15 protein-coding genes are annotated in these 17771 nt (G+C 71.9%); 10 read left to right on the forward strand and 5 right to left on the reverse strand.

The genetic code is table 11. The features are described from left to right. A partial coding sequence (locus QM638_RS05180) for a glycosyltransferase family 2 protein (protein WP_415140876.1) occupies positions 1 to 942 on the forward strand: 942 nt, incomplete at its 5' end. A gap of 1311 nt (positions 943 to 2253) precedes the next feature. Here QM638_RS05180 and QM638_RS05185 read toward each other — a convergent pair. Continuing rightward, positions 2254 to 2808: a GtrA family protein gene (locus tag QM638_RS05185; protein WP_415140877.1), complete on the reverse strand. Its 555-nt coding sequence runs from the start codon at positions 2806 to 2808 to the stop codon at positions 2254 to 2256. Positions 2809 to 2859: 51 nt separating this feature from the next. Here QM638_RS05185 and pyrE point away from each other — a divergent pair, with 51 nt between their 5' ends. Next, on the forward strand, positions 2860 to 3390 hold the full coding sequence (gene pyrE, locus QM638_RS05190) for an orotate phosphoribosyltransferase (RefSeq protein ID WP_415140878.1): 531 nt from the start codon (positions 2860 to 2862) through the stop codon (positions 3388 to 3390). 45 nt (positions 3391 to 3435) lie between these two features. Here pyrE and QM638_RS05195 read toward each other — a convergent pair whose 3' ends face one another. After that, positions 3436 to 4167 carry a DedA family protein gene (locus QM638_RS05195; protein ID WP_415140879.1) on the reverse strand — a complete coding sequence of 244 codons (732 nt, stop codon included), beginning with the start codon at positions 4165 to 4167 and terminating at the stop codon, positions 3436 to 3438. A 119-nt stretch (positions 4168 to 4286) separates the two neighbouring features. On the opposite strand from QM638_RS05195, the gene QM638_RS05200 reads away from it, so the two are divergent. Further along, complete coding sequence (locus tag QM638_RS05200; RefSeq protein WP_415140890.1) at positions 4287 to 4934, forward strand: TrmH family RNA methyltransferase; 648 nt, start codon at positions 4287 to 4289, stop codon at positions 4932 to 4934. A gap of 124 nt (positions 4935 to 5058) precedes the next feature. Next, positions 5059 to 6090, forward strand: coding sequence for a class II fructose-bisphosphate aldolase (fbaA, locus tag QM638_RS05205; protein ID WP_415140880.1), 1032 nt, complete (start codon positions 5059 to 5061; stop codon positions 6088 to 6090). Positions 6091 to 6153: 63 nt separating this feature from the next. Here fbaA and QM638_RS05210 read toward each other — a convergent pair whose 3' ends face one another. Continuing rightward, positions 6154 to 7656, reverse strand: coding sequence for a DHA2 family efflux MFS transporter permease subunit (locus QM638_RS05210; RefSeq protein WP_415140881.1), 1503 nt, complete (start codon positions 7654 to 7656; stop codon positions 6154 to 6156). Between the two features lie 37 nt (positions 7657 to 7693). Between QM638_RS05210 and QM638_RS05215 the strand changes: the two genes are divergently transcribed. From QM638_RS05215 to QM638_RS05240, 6 genes are all read left to right on the forward strand, one after another. Further along, positions 7694 to 8107 (forward strand): DUF3151 domain-containing protein, encoded by a 414-nt coding sequence (locus tag QM638_RS05215; protein ID WP_415140882.1) that lies wholly within the window; start codon positions 7694 to 7696, stop codon positions 8105 to 8107. Positions 8108 to 8383: 276 nt separating this feature from the next. Next, a complete protein-coding gene (gene lysS / locus QM638_RS05220) occupies positions 8384 to 9916 on the forward strand; it encodes a lysine--tRNA ligase (protein WP_415140883.1) in 1533 nt (510 codons plus the stop codon). 9 nt (positions 9917 to 9925) lie between these two features. Continuing rightward, positions 9926 to 10915 carry a helix-turn-helix domain-containing protein gene (locus QM638_RS05225; protein WP_415140884.1) on the forward strand — a complete coding sequence of 330 codons (990 nt, stop codon included), beginning with the start codon at positions 9926 to 9928 and terminating at the stop codon, positions 10913 to 10915. Positions 10916 to 11068: 153 nt separating this feature from the next. Next, on the forward strand, positions 11069 to 11437 hold the full coding sequence (locus QM638_RS05230) for a hypothetical protein (RefSeq protein ID WP_415140885.1): 369 nt from the start codon (positions 11069 to 11071) through the stop codon (positions 11435 to 11437). Between the two features lie 78 nt (positions 11438 to 11515). After that, positions 11516 to 12838 carry a hypothetical protein gene (locus QM638_RS05235; protein ID WP_415140886.1) on the forward strand — a complete coding sequence of 441 codons (1323 nt, stop codon included), beginning with the start codon at positions 11516 to 11518 and terminating at the stop codon, positions 12836 to 12838. 250 nt (positions 12839 to 13088) lie between these two features. After that, entirely contained in the window at positions 13089 to 14402 is a 1314-nt protein-coding gene (locus QM638_RS05240; protein ID WP_415140887.1) for an adenylosuccinate synthase, read from the forward strand. Between the two features lie 35 nt (positions 14403 to 14437). Here the strand turns inward: QM638_RS05240 and QM638_RS05245 are convergent, their stop codons facing one another. Continuing rightward, positions 14438 to 16534, reverse strand: a complete 2097-nt coding sequence (locus QM638_RS05245; RefSeq protein ID WP_415140888.1) for a protein kinase domain-containing protein — start codon at positions 16532 to 16534, stop codon at positions 14438 to 14440. After that, positions 16531 to 17771: FG-GAP repeat domain-containing protein (locus QM638_RS05250; protein ID WP_415140889.1), on the reverse strand; the 1241-nt coding region annotated here is incomplete at its 5' end. The genes QM638_RS05250 and QM638_RS05245, both read right to left, overlap by 4 nt.

Raw genomic sequence — 17771 nt, forward strand, 5'->3', positions numbered from 1 at the left:
GTGACGGCGCTGCTGCGCGGCGGCCGTGGCCGGGCCGCGAACCGGTCGCCGGGCGGGGGCGCCGTGCTCGGCGAGCCTGGCGCTCCCGGTGAGCCCGTGGACCCGGTCGACGAGGCGGCGATCGTCGACTTCGACAGCCGCTACGACACCCCGCGGCTCGCCCCGGTGACCGTCGTCATCGCCGCCCACGACGAGGAGCACGGCCTGCCCGGGGTCCTGGCCGGCCTGCCGACCGAGCTCTGTGGCCTGCCGTGCGACGTGCTCGTCGTCGACGACGGCAGCACCGACGCCACCGCGGCCCTCGCCGAGCGCTCAGAGCGCTGCTACGTCGTCCGGTGCCGGACCAACCGCGGTCAGGGCGCCGCGCTGCGCCTGGGCTATCGGGTGGCACGCGAGCGCGGGGCGGCGTACCTGATCACCACCGACGCCGACGGTCAGTACGACGTCGCCGACCTGCCGGCGGTGCTGGGCCCGATCCTGGAGGGACGGGCCGACTTCGTCACCGGATCGCGGCGGCGGGGCCGGCGACCCGAGCAGGACCCGATGCGCCGTCTCGGGGTGTATGTCTTCGCCTGGGTGGTGACCTGCCTGACCGGCCGCTACCTGACCGACACGTCGTTCGGGCTGCGTGCGATGCGTGCGGAGAGCACCGCTCGGGTGACCCTCCGGCAGGCGCAGTACCAGTCCTCGGAGCTGTTGATCGGCATGATCTCGCACGGCTATCGCGTCCTCGAGGTGCCCGGCACCATGCATGCCCGCGGCGCCGGCACCACCAAGAAGGGCAACAACTGGGCCTACGGGTGCCGGTACGCCGGCGTGGTGCTCGGCACCTGGTGGCGCGAGGGCTGCCCGTCCCCGGCGACCGCGTGCCCGGCGGTGCGCGGCCGGCCGCGTCCGGTCCGGGTCGCCCACGAGGTCAGCCGGGAACGTGTCGATCGCTGAGCCCGACCCGCGGCCTGCCGGCCGGGGCCGCCGTCTGCTCCGGGAGCACCGCTGGTTCCTGATCGCGCTGCTGGCCGGCGCCGTCGTCCGGCTGCTGGTGGCGCTCGCCTTCCGGCCGGCGTTCCTGGTCAGCGACGCGCACACCTACCTCGAGCTGGCCCATCACCTGCGGACCGACGAGGCCCGGGTGGTGGGGTACTCGGCGTTCCTGGCGCCGCTGGTCGCGCTGACCTCGAACCTGGCCGTCGTCGCCGCGGTCCAGCAACTCCTCGGCCTGCTCACCGCCGTCCTCGGATACGTCCTGCTGCGGCGTTGGGGGGCGTCGGGACCGGTCGCGACGCTCGCGATGCTGCCGGTGCTCTTCGATGCGCTCGAGCTCATGCTGGAGCACGCGATCCTCAGCGACACCTGCTACACGCTGCTGCTCTTCGCCGCGATCACGGCACTCGCCTGGCGACGTACGCCGACGGTGTGGACCGCCGCGCTCGGTGGGCTGCTGCTCGGACTGTCCGTGCTCGTCCGGGTGGTCGGGGAGCCCACCGTGCTGGCCGCGGTCGGCTTCTGCCTGCTGGCCGCGACGTCCTGGCGACGGCGAGCGGCCACCGCGCTGGTGGTGGTGGCCGCCTTCCTGCTGCCGCTGGTCGGATACGCCACCTGGTATCACGCCCAGAACGGCGAGTTCGCACTCACCTCGGCCGGTGGCCGCTCGCTCTACATGCGCACCACCAGCTTCGTGGACTGCAGCAGGTTCCAGGTCCCCTCCTACGAGCGGGTGCTGTGCCCGAGCGAGCCGGTCGGCCAGCGGCGGGATCCGACCGACTACGGCTGGCACAACCCCGACAGCACCGCCGGGATCGTCCCGCCGGCCGGGATGACGGTGGACGAGGTCTTCGGCGACTTCGCCCGGCGGGCGATCAAGGCCCAGCCGTGGGACTACCTGCGGACGGTGCTGCGGGACGCGCTGATCCCGCTGGGCCTGCGCGGCGATCGGTACGAGTACGACACCTACCACAAGTGGCAGTTCTCCTCCTGGCGCGACTACGTGCCGTCGGAGAAGACGGCCGGCTACTACGCCCGTTACGGCGCCAGCACCTATCACACCTCCTCGGTGGCCGCCGCGGTGATGGCCTCCTACGGCGACGTGGTCTATCTGTGGGGGCCGCTGATGGGCCTCCTGCTGGTGCTCGCGCTGGTCGGGATGCTGTGCCGCGGACGCGGGCGGAGCACCGCGCCGCTGGGCTTCCTCACCCTCGCCCTGGCGGTGGGGCTGGCGCTGGTGCCGATCCTCACCGTCGAGTTCGTGTGGCGCTATCAGCTTCCGTGCGTGCTGCTGGTGCCGGTGGCCGCCGCCTGCGGCTGGGTGCGGCTGCGGGGCGGAGCCACCGGGTCCGTGGCCCTGGCCAACCGTCCGAAGAGCCGGTCGAGCAGCACGAAGCGCAGCCCGAACATGACGACGTAGACCCCCAGGAAGGTCGCCGCCACCAGCGCCGTACGCGTCGCCGTGGCCAGACCCAGGTGCCGCAGCCAGAGGTCGGCTCCCTTGGTCGCCAGCGTCGCCAGCAGCAGGGTGATGCCGATGATGGCGGCGTAGGGCACCAGCTCCCGGCGCACGCTGGGACGGCCCCGTCGCCGCCAGGTCCAGCGCCGGTTCAGCCAGTAGTTCGGCACGGCGCCGGCCAGCCAGGCCACCAGTGCGGCCGGTGAGGGCGGCACGTCGAGGAGGCCGTAGAGCACGACGAGGGTCAGCTCGCTGCACACCGTGGCGACCACGGAGCCGCCCAGGTAGGTGGCGATCTTGCGTGCGCGGCTGCTCCGGTCGAGGTGGGCCCGGATGCGGGTCCCCACGGTCTCACGTCCGACGCTCACCCGTCGATGGTACGGACCCGGGCCCGGCACGGGTCGTCTAGGGTGGCGGGCGTGATCGACGATCCCACCCTCGCCGCCGATATCGACGCGACCTGCCGTCTCACCGGGGAGTTCGTGCTCCGCTCCGGGCAGGTCTCCACCGAGTACTTCGACAAGTACCTCTTCGAGGCACAGCCCGCCCTGCTGGATCGGGTCGCGACCCGGATGGTCGACCTGCTCCCGGCCGGCACCGAGCTGCTCGGCGGGCTGGAGATGGGCGGCATCCCGATCGCCACCATGGTCTCGGCCAAGACCGGCCTGCCCAGTCTGTTCGTGCGCAAGCGGGCCAAGGAGTACGGCACCAAGAAGCTGGCCGAGGGCCCCGAGGTCGCCGGTCGCCGGATCACCCTGATCGAGGACGTGATCACCACCGGCGGCGCGGTGCGCGACGCCACCCGGGCGCTGCGCGAGTACGGCGCGATCGTGACCGCGGTGGTGTGCGCGATCGACCGCAGCCCGGGCGCCGACAACCCGCTGGCCGACGTCGAGCTGGAGCTGCGCTCGGTGCTCACCAAGACCGACCTGGACGCCGTACGCGGCTGAGGCCGGGTCGGCACCGGCCCGGTCCGCCCGGTCCGCTCGGCCGGCTCAGGGGTTGGTGGTCGTCTCCTCGTCGCGGTACGCCGCCGGCGGGCCCGGGTCCTTGCGCGCGCGCTTGCGCAGCCACTCGATGCCGATGCCGACCACGGTGAGTCCGAGCAGCCCGTAGGTGACCAGGTCGATGTAGCTCCCCAGCGAGGGGAAGGTCTGGCCGAGCACGTAGCCGATCAGGGTGATCGAGATGACCCACAGCAGCGCGCCGACCGCGCTCCAGGCGAAGAAGGTGTGCCGCTTCATCCCGGTGACGCCGGCGACCAGGGTGATGTAGGTGCGCACGAACGGCACGAACCGGCCGATCACCAGGGCGGTGTGGCCGTGCCTGTCGAAGAACTCCGAGGTCTGGTCGAGGTACTTGCGCTTGATGACCTTGCCGTCGCGGTGGTAGATCCGGGGGCCTATTCGCGCCCCGATCAGATAGCCGACCACGTTGCCGGCGAACGCGGCCAGGGTGTAGACGACCAGTGCCAGGACCAGGTCCGCGAGGTGGCCGCCGGGGATGATGTCGATCTTCTCCTCGGCGATGAACAGCCCCATCGCGAACAGCAGCGTGTCGCCCGGCAGGAACGGGAAGAAGAGCCCGCACTCGATGAAGAGGACGATGATCCCGAGCCAGAAGAGCGCCTCCCCGAAGCGGCCCAGCAGGTAGTCGGGGCTCAGCCACTGGGTGAGATCGTGCAGGCTGAGCGACAGCGCCGGCAACTGGGTCAGGAGGAGATCCACAGGTAGACCCTAGTCAACGCTGCCTGACGACAGGGTGACGACCGGCTGTGCGGGGTCTGTGAGGGTCGGAGAGTGAGGAGCAGACGGTGAGTGAGGACGAGCGGGCGCCGTACGACCCGATGCCGTACGGCGCCCCGGAGGTCGGCGTCGGGCCGTGGCCGGGGCCGTGGCCACCGGGGGAGTGGTGGGACCCGGAGCTGCTGGCGAACGGCGACCGGCGCAACGTCGTCGACCGGTACCGCTACTGGCGCCTCGAGGCGATCGTCGCCGACCTGGACACCCGGCGGCATGACTTCCACGTCGCCATCGAGAACTGGCAGCACGACTTCAACATCGGCACCATCGTGCGCACCGCCAACGCCTTCCTGGCCGCCGAGGTGCACATCGTCGGCAACCGGCGATGGAACCGTCGCGGGGCGATGGTGACCGATCGCTATCAGCACCTCCGGCACCACGATGACGTGCCGGCGCTCGCGGCGTACCTGCGCGCGCTGCCCGCCGGCCCGGTGCCCCTGCTCGGCATCGACAACCTGCCGGGCTCGGCCCACCTGGAGACGATGGCGATCCCGGCGCGGGTGTGCTTCCTCTTCGGCCAGGAGGGGCCCGGTCTCTCCGCGCAGGCCCGACAGGTCTGCGACGGCACCTTCTCCATCGCCCAGTTCGGCTCGACCCGCTCGATCAACGCCTCGGCGGCCGCCGCGATCGCCCTGCACTCCTGGGTCCGGCAGCACGCCGACCTGAGCCACGACGAGGTGTGGCGGGGGTAGGCCATGCCCGGGGCCGGTGATGCTGCCGGGTGGAACGATCAAAGTTCGTCGCCTCGACGGCGCCCATTACTGTGCCCACTACTGTGGCGGTGACACGCACCGCCGCCGCTCGCCAGGAGTCTCCATGCCCATCGCCACCCCCGAGAAGTACGCCGAGATGCTCGCGACCGCGAAGGAGCGCGGCTTCGCGTTCCCGGCCATCAACGTCTCCTCCTCGCAGACCCTGAACGCCGCCCTCGCCGGCTTCGCGGAGGCGGGCTCGGACGGCATCGTCCAGGTCTCGACCGGCGGCGCGGAGTACTTCTCCGGGCCGACGGTGAAGAACATGGTCACCGGGTCGGTCGCCTTCGCGGCGTACGCGGCCGAGGTGGCCAAGTCGTACGACGTGAACGTCGCGCTGCACACCGATCACTGCCCCAAGGACAAGCTCGACGGCTTCGTCCGGCCACTGCTGGAGATCTCGGCCGAGCGGGTCGCCCGCGGCGAGGCGCCGTTGTTCGGCTCGCACATGTGGGACGGCTCCGCGGTGCCGCTCACCGAGAACCTCGAGATCGCCGCCGAGCTGTTGGCCAAGGCGCGAGCCGCCAAGATCATCCTCGAGATCGAGGTCGGTGTCGTCGGCGGCGAGGAGGACGGCATCGTCGGTGCCATCGACGAGAAGCTCTACTCGACCCCGGCGGACGCGCTGGCCACGGTGGCCGCGCTCGGCACGGGGGAGAACGGCACCTACCTGACCGCGCTGACGTTCGGCAACGTGCACGGCGTCTACAAGCCCGGCAACGTCAAGCTGCGCCCCTCGATCCTCAAGGAGGCCCAGGACGCGGTCGTCGCCGAGCTCGGCCTGCCGGCCCAGAGCCGGCCGTTCGACCTGGTCTTCCACGGTGGCTCCGGCTCGTCGGCCGAGGAGATCGCGGAGGCCGTCTCCTACGGCGTGGTGAAGATGAACGTCGACACCGACACCCAGTACGCCTACACCCGGGCGGTGGCCGGGCACATGTTCGGCAACTACGACGGCGTGCTCAAGGTCGACGGCGAGGTGGGCAGCAAGAAGGCCTACGATCCGCGTGCCTGGGGCAAGGTGGCCGAGGCGGGCATGGCCGCCCGGGTCGTCGAGGCCGCCCAGAACCTGGGCTCGGCGGGCCAGTCGATCCACTGACGACCCGCTGACGATCCACCGACGGCCGGCCGGCCCTCCACTCGCCCGCGCTGCCCGGCCGCCTCACCGGGGAACGGCCGACTCCTCCCGCGGCGGCGCCGCGACGGTCAGATGAGCGGGCGTGGTGAACAGCAGCGACGCGACGAATCCGACCGCCAGCAGCGCCGCCGGCAGCAGCAGCGACTGTGACATCGCGGTGCTGAACGGCTTCGCGAGTGCGGCCGGCAGCGACTGACCGGTGGCCTCGGTCCCGCCGGAGGTCAGGCCGGCGGCGGCCAGCCGGCTGTCCATCAGCACCGCGATCCCGGCGGACCCGATCACCGAGCCGACCAGCCGGGTGGCGTTGTAGACGCCTGCGCCCGCACCGGCCATGCTCAGCGGCAGGTTGCGGGTGGCGGTGGCGGCCAGCGGCGCCCACACCCCCGACATGCCGAGCCCGAGCAGGCCCATCGGCACCAGGATCTCCCACACCTGCGAGTCGGGCGTGACCGGACGCAGCACCAGGTAGACCGCCACCGTGCAGATCGCGAACGCGGCGCCGACCAGCAGGCGTGGATGCACCCGGTCGGTGAGCCGCCCGATCAACGGTGCCATCAGGAACGAGACCACCGCCATCGGGACCATCAGCAGCGAGGCCTCGAACGCCGAGTAGCCGCGCACCAGCTGGGCGTAGAGCATCAGCGGAAAGCCCATCGAGGTGGCGGCGAGGCCCATGCAGGAGATGCCGAGATTGGCGACCGAGAAGTTCCGGTCGCGGAAGATGCCCAGGGGCACCAGCGGCTCCTTGGTGGTGCGCGACTCCCACCACACGAAGAGCGCCAGCAGGATCAGGCCGCCGAGGATCAGCGCCCAGATCACGCCGTCCCAGCCGCGCTGTTGACCGTCCTGCAGACCGAAGACCAGCGCGACCATGCCGAGCGCGCTGACCACCACGCCGACCCAGTCGAAGGTGTGCTCGTGGGTCGGCAGCACCGGCACCAGCCGCCAGTTCAGCGCGAACGCGATCACGCCGACGGGGACGTTGATGAAGAAGATCCACTCCCAGCCGATGCCGACCAGGGCGCCACCGAGGATCGGACCGACCAGGGTCGCGATCCCGGCGGTGGCACCCCACAGCGCCATCGCCTGGCCGCGCCGCTCGGCCGGGAAGATCCGGGTGATCACCGCCATCGTCTGCGGCGTGATCATCGCGGCCCCCAGGCCCTGGACCACCCGGGCCGCGATCAGCATCTGGATGGAGCCGGACAGGCCGCACCACAGCGAGGCGAGGGTGAAGACCGTGAGACCGGCCAGGTACATCCACTTCGGACCGATCCGGTCGCCCAGGCGTCCGGTGATCAACACCGGCGCGGCGTAGGCCAGCAGGTAGGCGCTGGTCACCCACAGCACGTCGTTGGTGCTGGCGTCCAGCTCGCTCATGATGTCGGGCGTCGCGACGGTCACGATCGTCATGTCCACGAGGATCATGAAGAACCCCAGGCACAGCGCGACGAGCGCCGGCCACGGTCTGGTCCCCGGCGGCAGATCGGTCGCGGCGGGATCGGCGGACATCGGATCCTGGGTCACGTGAGGAGTCAACACCGCAGCACCGACAATGTTTCCCATGACCCCTCACGACCTGCTCGCCGGCCCGCCGCCGACCCTGCTGCCCACCGACCCCGCCTCGACCGAGCTCGCCGCCGGCACGGAGCCGGCCGACGTCGTACGGCATCACCCGGCCTCGCCCGCGGCCTGGGCCGCCCTCGCCACCCGGGCCCGCGACGACGGTGCCGATGACGTCACGGTCTACGCCTACGCCCGGGTCGGCTACCACCGCAGTCTCGACCTGCTGCGCCGCAACGGCTGGAAGGGCCACGGTCCGGTGCCGTGGGAGCACGAGCCGAACCGAGGCTTCCTGACCTGCCTGGCACTGCTGGCCCGGTCCGCCCAGGCGATCGGCGAGACGGAGGAGTGGGAGCGGTGCCGCTCGTTCCTGGGTGAGTCCAGCCCGGCGGCGTACGAGGCGTTGCTGGGCTGATCGTCCCGATCCCGGGCTGATCCCGGGCTGATCCTGGGCTGTCGCGGTGGTCGTCGCGGCGGTTGTCTTGGCGCGGGGTAACACGTTGTTACCGGTAGTACCAGCCTGTTGCAGCAGGCTGGTACTACGTCGGACGACGTGTTACCCGCCCGAGGCACGGTCGACGGCCCGCCCGATGGCCCGCCCGATGGCCCGCCCGACGGCACGGGTGGCGGCGCCGGTTCGCCGGAGTCGCCGGTGCGGCCCGGGGGCGGTGGATCCTCTAGCCTGTGGGCCGTGCCTGAAACCTCCGCCGATGCGACCGCGCCCGACGCCGACCTGGACGAGCAGAGACTGGTCCGGCGCGGCAAGCGGGAGCGGCTGCTGGCCGCGGGCGTGGAGGCGTACCCGACCAAGGTCGAGCGCACCCACACGCTCGGCGAGATCCGGGAGGCCTACGCGCACCTCGAGGCCGGCCAGGAGACCCAGGACGTGGTCGGCGTCGCCGGCCGGGTGGTGTTCGTGCGCAACACCGGCAAGCTCTGCTTCGCCACCCTGCAGGAGGGGATCGGCACCCGGCTCCAGGTGATGCTGAGTCTCGCCGAGGTCGGCGAGGAGGCGCTGGCCGCCTGGAAGGAGTACGTCGACCTGGGCGATCACGTCTTCGTCGAGGGCCGGGTGATCAGCTCTCGGCGCGGCGAGCTGTCGGTGATGGCCACCCGTTGGGTGATGGCCTCCAAGGCGCTGCGGCCGTTGCCGGTGCTGCACAAGGAGCTCGCCGAGGAGACCCGGGTCCGGCAGCGCTACGCCGACCTGATCGTGCGTCAGGAGGCGCGCGACATGGTGCGGTTGCGCTCGGCGATCACCTCCGCGGTCCGGCACAGGTTCGAGGCCGAGGGGTACGTCGAGATCGAGACCCCGGTGCTGCAGCTGGTCCACGGCGGCGCACACGCCCGGCCGTTCCGGACCCACCTCAACGCCTTCGACCAGGAGATGACGCTCCGGATCGCGCTGGAGCTCAACCTGAAGAAGGCGGTCGTCGGCGGGGTCGAGAAGGTCTTCGAGATCGGCCGGATCTTCCGCAACGAGGGCATCGACTCCACCCACAGCCCGGAGTTCACCATGGTCGAGGCCTACCAGGCCTACGGCGACCAGTTCTCCATCGCCGAGCTGTTGAGGAGGATGTTCCTGGCCGCCGCCGACACGGTCGGCAGCCGGCAGGTCGCCGTACCCGACTGGCACGGTGAGCCGGCCGTCATCGATCTGGACGGCGAGTGGCGCTGGCTGCCGGTCTACGTCGGCGTGAGCGAGGCGGTCGGCGCCCAGGTCACCCCGGACACTGACCTGGCCACCCTGCGCGGCTACTTCGATGCCCACGAGCTGGACTACGACCCGGCCTGGACCGAGCAGAAGCTCGTCATGGAGCTGTGCGGCGAGCTCGTCGAGCCTACCCTCCTCCAGCCCACCTTCCTGTGCGACTTCCCGGCGCTGGCCCAGCCGCTGGCCCGGCCCAACCCGGACGAGCCGCGTCAGGTGCTGGCCTGGGACCTGATCATCGGCGGCGTCGAGCGCGGCACCGGGTTCACCGAGCTGGTCGACCCGGTGGTCCAGCGCGAGGTGCTCACCCAGCAGTCGCTGCTGGCGGCCGGCGGTGACCCGGAGGCGATGCAGCTCGACGAGGACTTCCTCCGGGCGCTGGAGTACGGCGCCCCGCCGATGGGCGGGCTCGGCTTCGGCATGGACCGGCTGGTGATGCTGTTCACCGGCGCCGGCATCCGGGAGACGATCCTCTTCCCGCTTCTCAAGCCCGAGGCCGGCACCGCGCAGTAGCGTGGTGGGATGACCACCCGGGATGCCGAGACGCTGCTGACGGTGCTCGGCTTCGCCCGGGAGTCGAGCAGGTTCTACGACCGGGTGCTGCCGCTGGCGGGGCGCAGCCTCGCCGAGGTGGCCGACACGCTGCTGTGCACCCCGGACGAGGTGCGCGCCGGGTTGGCGGAGCTGTCCCGGGCCGGGATCGCGGAGGTGACCGAGGAGCGGGTCAGCGTCCTGCTGCCGCCGGAGGCGGTGGCCAGGATGCTGACCACGATGGCCGCCGACGCGGCCCGTTGCCATGTCCTGTTGGCCGACATCGCCCGGTCGGTGCCCTATCTGACCGGCACCACCACGCGGGTGCCGCTGGCCCGGGTCGGCGACACCCAGCCGATCGACGGCGAGGTCTATGCCTCGCCGAACATCGCCGAGTCGCTGGAGACCCTGGTGCGCCGCAACGTCGGCGAGCTGCGCTGGCTCCGCCCGGACCAGTGGGCGCTGCCGTGGGAGGACAAGATGATCACCCTGGTCACCGACGCGGTCGCCCAGGGTCGTCGGTGCCGCGCGATGTACCCGATCGTCGCGATGTCCGAGGCGCCCAAGGTCCTCGCCGCCCGGGTGGAGGCGGGGGAGGAGATCAGGCTGCTGCCCGACGTACCCTCCCGGCTGCTGGTCATCGGGGAGAGCTGTGGGGTGCTGCCGGAGCCGCTGGGCCACGCCGGCACACCCCGGCTGGTGGTGCGTCAGCGCGGCATCGTGGAGGCGCTGGCGCTCCTCTTCGACCTGCTGTGGGCCGGTGGGACCCGGCTCGAGGAACTGGACAACGATCGCGCCGAGACCACCCGCGCGCTGCTGGTGGAGCAGCTGGCGACCGGTGCGGCCGATGAGCAGATCGCCCGCCGGCTGGGGGTCAGCCTGCGCACGGTACGGCGCCGGGTGGCCGACCTGATGGTCGAGCTGGGTGTCGAGTCGCGGTTCCAGGCCGGGGTGGAGGCGGTACGGCGCGGCTGGCTGTGAGCGGCCGGCCGCTCACAGCCGGCCGCGCGCAGCCGCCATCGTGGAGGTCCGCGCCGATCCGGCCGGTTTGACCGCCGGACCACCAGGGCACAACCTCCAGCGCCGGGAGTCGCCCGGCGCAGGGACCGGAGAGGGCCAGCGATGACTCGGGGGATGGCGCGATCGGCCGAGGTCGATCTCGGCGAGGCGAAGAGGGTGCGCACGGTGCTGGAGGACCTCGCCGCCGACGTCGACGGCGTCGCGGTGCCGCGGCTGGGCCCGGCGGACTTCGGTGGCAGCAGCACCGGCGCCGCGTTCGGCGCAGACGTCGAGCTCGCCAACCAACACGTCGCGGCCACTCTCACCGACGTCTCCCGCGGCATCGACGGCTTCGGCCGCACCATCGAGACCCTCGCCACGGACATGGCCAAGGGCGACGAGACGGTCGCCACCGACCTGAACTCGCTGCAGGGCTGGCTGGCCACCATCCGCAGCACCTTCGGCGACCCGCGCCACCGGGCGTCGGCACGTCCGGGTCGCTGAGCCGCGCCGACCACGAGCAGACAGACGAACCCGACACACGAACCGACCGCACCGGAACCAGCCGAGACGAGACCGACGATGACCAAGGGGCCACAGCGCCACCGCCTCGACGTCTACCTGGACGGCGTCACCGGCGCCACGCTGAGCGCCATCGGTGGGGCCGCGGAGGAGTACGAGAACGCCCACAGCGTGCTGCTCTCGGTCGCCGCCGGTGTGGAGGACCAGCGCCGGCGTCACCTGAGCCGCGCCCTCGGCGAGGCGAGCGCGAGCTACGCCAGCGCCCAGCATTCCTTCTCGCGTGCCACCCGGAGCCTGGAGACCAAGGCCGGCGAGCTGCACCGGGTGCGGGCGGCGCTGCTGGGCGTGTTCCACGCGATCGGCGCCGCGGTCACTGCCCGGGACCAGCTCGACCGGCTGGCGGCCGACCACCGCGATCCGGGTGCGGCACCGACCCTGGCGCGCTTCAAGAGGCTGGGCGTCAAGAACCCGCAGCAGGCCTACCGGGCGGCCACCCGGGACTGGCAGGCCAAGCACAACGCCTACACCAGCGCGGTCGACGACGCCGAGACGGTCTCGCTGACCTGCGTCACCGAGATGGACACCGCCTTCGCGCGTGCCACCCAGGTCATGCGCGAGGTGCATGGTGAGACGCCGAGCGGCGCCCGCGGCGTGGGTACGTCGGCCGACGACTCGACCGGCTCCGGCCTGCTGGTCCGGGTGCCGCGGCCACCCGCCAGCACGCCGCACCAGGCGCAGCCGGTCACGACGGCGATCGACGATCCGGACGATCCGAGCGCGCCCGATCCGAGCGGCGCGACCCTCCCCACCCTGTCGAATGTCCCGACCGGTGACCCGACCGGACCGTCGGCGGTGTCCGCGCCGCATGTCCCGGCGGGACACCCGGGCGTGCCCGGCACGATGACCGGCCCGTCCGGCGCGCCCGGGGGGAGCGACCCGGGCCGCGGTGGTCTCGATGGTGCGGCCGGCCTGCCGACGAGTGCTCCCGGAGGACCGGGAGCCCCCGGGACACCGGGCCTGCCGACGCTCCCGCCCGTGCCGACGCTGCCGGCCGGGCCGGGTGTCCCCACGGTGGCGCCGCTCGGTCTCGGCACGCTCGTGACCGCCGGGGTGCCGATGACCCTGCCGACCGGCCGTCCCGGTCCGCTCGGCGGCACTCCGCGACCGCTGGCAGGCAGCGTGCTCGGCGGTGCCGGCGCGGCGGCCGGTGGGACCCGATCCGGTGGCACCCGATCAGGAGGGGCACGCGCCGGCGCCGGTGGAGCCGGCGCGAGGGGGCGCGGCCGAGGATCGCGGCGCCGGTGTCGGACCGCAGCGGACCGGTGGGACGACGGTTCGGATTGGCTCGACGACGACGTCGCCGGTCCCGCCGTGCTCGACTGAGCCCGAGCCAGCCCCCGAGCCAGCCCCCGAGCCAGCCCGAGCCAGCCCGAGCGAACCGGCGCTCTCGATCCGGTTGCCTCTCGGCCGTTCTGCTAGCGTGCTGTTGCAAGAGCCCCGGCATCCGAGTCTTGCGCCGGGGCTTCTCGCATTTCGCATCACCACGTCAACCGAAGTGCCGGACACCCCGAATACCGCGCGTCGAGCCGCCGCCCGAGGGGCGGAGTCCGCCCCGCATGCCAGGAGCAAGCACATGCCAGCAACCGCGATCATCGGAGCCCAGTGGGGTGACGAGGGCAAGGGCAAGGCGACCGACCTGCTCGGCAGCAGCGTCGACTACGTCGTCAAGTTCAACGGCGGCAACAACGCCGGCCACACCGTCGTGATCAAGCAGGCGGACGGCTCGGTGGAGAAGTACGCCCTCCACCTGCTGCCCAGCGGCATCCTCACCGCCGGCTGCACCCCGGTGATCGGCAACGGCGTGGTGGTCGACCTGGCGGTGCTGTTCGAGGAGATCGACGCGCTCAACGCGCGCAGGGTGGACACCAGCCGCCTCCGGATCAGTGCCAGCGCGCACGTGATCGCGGAGTACAACAAGCAGCTGGACAAGGTGACCGAGCGGTTCCTCGGCTCGCGCCGGATCGGCACCACCGGCCGTGGCATCGGGCCGACGTATGCCGACAAGATCAACCGGATCGGCATCCGCATCCAGGACCTCTTCGACGAGACCATCCTGCGAGCCAAGGTCGAAGGCGCCCTGGAGCTCAAGAACCAGACGCTGACCAAGATCTACAACCGTCGCGGGTTCACCGTCGACGCCGTCGTCGCCGACCTGCTCTCCTACGCCGACCGGGTGGCGCCGATGGTCTGCGACACCGGGCTGTTGCTGCACGAGGCGCTCGACCGCGGCGAGACGGTGCTGCTGGAGGCCGGCCAGGCGACCCTGCTCGACGTCGACCACGGCACCTACCCGTTCGTCACCTCGTCCTCGGCGACCTCGGGTGGGGCCTGCACCGGCTCCGGCATCCCGCCGACCCGGCTCACCCAGGTCATCGGCATCGTCAAGGCCTACACCACCCGGGTGGGCGAGGGACCGTTCCCGACCGAGCTGGACGGCGACCCGGAGGGCTACGGGGCGTTCCTGCGTGAGGCCGGCGGCGAGTTCGGCGTGACCACCGGCCGGCCGCGCCGTTGCGGATGGTACGACGCGGTGATCGCCCGGTACGCCGCCCGGGTCAACGGGGTCACCGACTTCGTGCTCACCAAGCTGGACGTGCTCACCGGGCTGGCGCGGATCCCGGTCTGCGTGGCCTACGACGTGGACGGCGTACGCCATCAGGAGATGCCGGTCAACCAGACCGACTTCCACCACGCCGTCCCGGTCTATGAGTACTTCCCGGGCTGGACCGAGGACATCTCCGGTTGCCGCACGTGGGATGAGCTTCCGGCCGACGCCCGGGCGTACGTCGCGGCGCTGGAGGAGATGTCCGGCGCCCGGATCTCGGTGATCGGCGTCGGTCCGGAGCGGGAGCAGTCGGTGATCGTGCACGATCTCGTGCGCCACTGAGCCCGTGGCGGCGGATCCGGCCCGAGCAGGATGCCTCACGAGATCCAGGCGGTCGCCCGGATCGGGTGGAACAGGCTGTCCACCGTCGAGGCCTTCGGCGCCTTCCAGCTCTCCCGGGTGAAGGAGTCCTTGCCGGCGATCGCCACCGTGAGGGTGTTGGTGTAGCTGGTGTGGTCGCCGCCGATGTCGATGTTGGGGAAGACCAGGTCGTCGCGTCCGTCGCCGTTGACGTCGCTGAGCGCCGGGGTGCCGTCGGTGTAGACGTCCACCCCGGTGGTCTTGAGGCTCTCCCGGTAGCTCCGCTCCTCGTGCCAGCCGTCGTCGCCGTAGCCGAAGACCTGGAGTGAGGAGACGGCGGTGACCACCAGCTCGCTGGTGCCGTCGCCGTCGAGGTCGGCGGCGGTCGGCGTGACGTCGAAGCTCGTGTCGAGCGTGGGCGGAGCGGCGGTGCTGGCCTTCAGGCGCGACCCGTCGGAGAGATAGAGGTGCTCGGCGATGTCGCCGTAGGAGTTGCCGACCAGGAGATCGTCGTGGCCGTCGCCGTCGAAGTCGCCGGCCTCCACGGCCGTGCCGTACTTGTCGCCGTCGAAGGGCACCTGCAGCCAGCGTTGGCGCGGTGTCCAGGTGCCCTGGTCGGTGAGTCCGATGGCGATCACCCGGAGCTTGACGTCCTTCGGGAGATCGCTGAAGTCCAGCTCGGTGCCGTCGCCGATGGTGACCAGCCCGACCTCGTCCCGACCGTCGCCGTTCAGGTCGGCGGCGAACGCGCCGAGCACCTCGTCGTGCTTCGGCGCCCGGATGTTGCCGCCGAGCTGGCCGTCGATGTTGGTGGTGACCTGGTAGGTGGTGCTCGTGCCGGAGACCTGGACCAGGTCGGCGTACCCGTCGCCGTTCACGTCCCCGATGAGCTGGCCCTTGCCCGGGGTGATCCTCCGGGGTGCTCGGAAGGCGTCCGTGGCGGAGGTGAGGAGCAGGTCGTTCTCGCTGCTGTCGGCCGAGTTGTTGACCAGGCCGATGCTGCCGACGCCGGAACCCCAGACCACGTCCCCGCGCCCGTCCCGGTCGAGGTCGCCGGTGATGGCCGGCCCCTTCGTCGGCTCGTCGGCGGAGGGGGAGTCGCCGCCCGAGGTCGTCCACCACACGCCGCCGGCCGCCAGCGCGGCGACCAGGACACCGGCGCTGACCCCGGCCAGCACCGCTCTACGCCGGGGCCGACGCGCCCGCCGCTGCGGGACGACCCGAGCCGGGGCGAAGTGCTCCACCCGGCCCGACAGCAGCTGCAGCTGGTCGCGGACCTCCGCGGCCCGGTGTGGCCGCGCCGCCGGATCCTTGGCCAGCAGCCGGGCCAGGATCGCGTTGGCCCGGCGGGTGAAGTCGTCGTTGCCGGCCAGCTGCGGGATCGGCCCGCTCACGTGGGCGAGCGCGACCTCCACGTCGCTGCCGGCGTACGGCGGCCGGCCGGTCAGCGACTCGTAGAGCAGGCAGCCCAGGGCATAGAGGTCGCTGGCCAGCGACCCCGGATCGCCCGCGGCCCGTTCCGGGGCCAGGTAGTTCCAGGTGCCGGCGATCGAGCCGGGTTGGGTGAGCCCGGAGGCGTCGGTGTGCGCCACCCCGAAGTCGCCGAGGTAGGCGTGTGGCCGGTCCAGCCGCTCGTCGCGGAGCAGCACGTTGGACGGCTTGACGTCGCGATGGATCACCCCGACCGAGTGCGCCGCCGCCAGCGCATCCGCGACCTGGGCGCAGATCTGCGCCGCCAGCGGTCCCGGGAGCTGCCGGTGCCGGGCGATCAGGTGGCCCAGATCGCCGCCGGCGGCGTACTGCGAGACCAGGTAGGGCCAGCCGTCGATCCGGCCGTGGTCGTAGAGCGCGATCACGTGCGGCGACTCCAACCGGGCCATGACCGCCGCCTCCCGCTCGAACCGCGCGGCGAAGCCCGGCGAGTGGGCGAGTCCGGCCAGCAGCAGCTTGACCGCCACCGGCCGGTTGAGCCGGGTGTCCACGCCGGCGTACACGCTGCCCATCGCGCCGGTGGCCAGCAACCGGTCGAGCCGGTACGGGCCGATGCTGGCGCCGAGGCCCGGTGGCGGTGTGCCCGGGACGCCGCCCAGGCCGAGCTGGGTTGACTCGCTCACTTCAGGTCACTCCCGGTCACGTTGTAGCGGTGCAGCTCCTCGGGCCCGTCGGGCCAGGTCGCCCAGCGGGACTCGGCGGCGAAGCCGGTCCCGGTGCTGAGCGCCACCTCCAGGGTGTAGTCCGCCGAGCTCTTGCGCTTGGTGAAGGTGAACAGGTCGGTCCGGCCGTCGCCGTTGAGGTCGCTGGCGCCGATCGGATGGAACACGTTCCAGTCGGGCGGCTCGGCGAACGACGACGTCGGGATCGGGTTGGCGAGGTGGCCGTCGGTCCAGTCACCGACCCGGATCACCTGGTTGGTGGTGTCGGTGATGGTGACCACGAGCTCGTCGTCGCCGTCGCCGTTCACGTCGAGGAGCAGGAAGGAGTCGACGGTGTCGTGGCGCATCTCGTCGCTGGTGGGCCTGCCCAGCTTGACGTCATCGCGCGGGCCGGTGGCCAGGTAGGTGTCGACGGTGGAGAGACCGGTGGTGTAGGTGTAGTCGCGGTAGGCGTGCCGGGCCCGGTTCATCACCACCACGTCGGCCTTGCCGTCGCCGTTCACGTCGCCGATCGCGAACCGCTCCATCGGACGGGACGGGAAGCTGCCGAGCCTGACCGGGGCGTCGAACCCGGTGCCGGTGCTGGCGAAGCCCCACACCCGGGTGCGGCCGACGTACCGGTTGGTGTTCTCGGGGTCGACCTCGGTGAAGAACCACACCACATCGGTCTTGCCGTCGCCGTCGAAGTCGGCGGCCGCCGTGGAGACGTAGACCTGCTTCGACTTCGGGTTGTCCTCCTCGGCCCGGGGTGGGGTCAGCCGCCCCGAGATCTCCCCGGCGGTGGAGCTGACCTGGTAGTCCTCGTCTCCCTTCTTGTCCCGATCCCGTCGCACGGTGAGCAGTTCGCCGTGGCCGTCGCCGTCGAAGTCGCCGGTGACCTTCTCCAGCAGCAGCCGGGAGGTGCCCTTGTCCTCGACCGGTGCGCTCGGGGTGACGCCGGAGCCGTCGGAGAGCCAGGTGGTCACCTGGACGGTGGTGGTGTTCTCGAAGCTGTCGGTGGTCTCGGGGAAGGTGACGATGTCGCCGTAGCCGTCGCCGTCGGTGTCTCCGACGATCGCCCGCTGCGCTGTCGCGCTGGCGTCGGCCGCCTCGGAGTCGTCCTCCCACGGGCGGGTCACGCCGAGCGCGGTCCCGCCGCCGACCAGGACGAGGACCGCGGCCGCGGCGCCGATCACCACCCCGCGACGCCGGGCCGGCA

Origin of the sequence: Nocardioides sp., from assembly GCF_047606145.1 — a bacterium.
Classification (GTDB): domain Bacteria; phylum Actinomycetota; class Actinomycetes; order Propionibacteriales; family Nocardioidaceae; genus Nocardioides.